The 1,230-nt window shown below is 38.7% G+C and carries 1 protein-coding gene; it reads left to right on the forward strand.

Features of this window, described 5'->3' with window-relative positions:
* Positions 1-207: 207 nt before the first annotated feature.
* A complete protein-coding gene (locus CWC30_RS16490; protein WP_036981290.1) occupies positions 208-1,191 on the forward strand; it encodes an IS110 family RNA-guided transposase in 984 nt (327 codons plus the stop codon).
* Positions 1,192-1,230: the final 39 nt, after the last annotated feature.

Here is a 1,230-nt window from a genome sequence, read left to right on the forward strand (position 1 = left end):
CGCGGCATAAAGCCCCGCCTTGTATCTCTCTGTAATAGATGATTAGCTATCATTTATTACATCGGAAGTTAGTGAGCTTGTAGCCCCGCCCAGTACTTGATACTGAGCCGTAGATTAAGCCCTAGCTTCCAATTCTCAACAAACTGAATGGTATCCAAGCACTCTTAGATTAAGTTGATGCTGTATGTACAAGGGGAGTAAGTAGAGATGATGTTTATTGGTTTTGATATCAGTAAAGATAAAGTTGATTTATGTTGGCTGAGAGATCCAATCACTAATAAAAAGAAAACAAAAGTATTTAAAAATAACCACCTAGCTTTCAAGGAAATTAAGCAGTGGCTTTTAAGTACAACCAAAACTATAGCTGAGGAAATCGTTATCACGGTAGAGCCAACCGGTGTTTACCATGAGCCGTTAATGTACTTTTTATACCAGCAAGGATTCAATATTATTCTCGCTAACCCTAGCAAAGCAAAAAAATATGCTGAGGCTCTAAATGTTGTTCATAAAACAGATAGGTCAGATGCGATAATGCTTGCAAGCTACGGTTATGCTAAGCAATCAACCGTTAACTTCTGGCAACCTGAAGCAAAGGAAATTAGAGAGCTTAAATCCTTACTGCGTCGACTTGATGCATTGGAGTCCAATAAACAACGAGAGCAGAATCGATTAGAAGCAAGTGAGTTTAATGCGACATCTGAGCGAGTCACTCAATCATTAAAAGAAACGATTAACTTTCTAGATGATGAGATAAAAAAACTTAAGTCAGATATTGATAGTCACATAAATAGCTTTCCTGACTTAAAGAAGAATAGAACGTTACTAGAAACAATCCCCGGTATTGGGCCTGTTATGTCTCGGGAGCTGACGTATATATTCGCCGCTAAAAATTTCAGCAGAGCTAAGCAAGCTGCTGCCTACTGTGGCTTAATACCGCGGCTGCATGAATCTGGGAAAATGAAGGGCCGTACAACTATGAGCAAGCTAGGGCCCTCAAAAATAAGAAGTAAACTTTATATGGCAGCAGTAGTCGCTGGGCAGTGGAATTATAAGATACAACAGCAAAAAATAGCCTTGCTGAATAATGGCAAAACGTCGATGCAAATCATTGGCGCCAATATGCGTAAACTCATTCATATATGTTTTGGTGTAATAAAAAATCAAGAAGCGTTTAAGCTCCAAGAAAGTTAAATACGATCTTGAAGCCTATAAAGAGAGATGGTATCTACA

This window comes from Pseudoalteromonas sp. S4741 (genome assembly GCF_005886135.1).
Lineage (GTDB): Bacteria > Pseudomonadota > Gammaproteobacteria > Enterobacterales > Alteromonadaceae > Pseudoalteromonas > Pseudoalteromonas tetraodonis.

Coding starts and splice junctions, on each gene's coding strand:
- CWC30_RS16490 (WP_036981290.1), top strand. CDS start 208: ATGATGTTTATTGGTTTTGATATCAGTAAAGATAAAGTTGATTTATGT.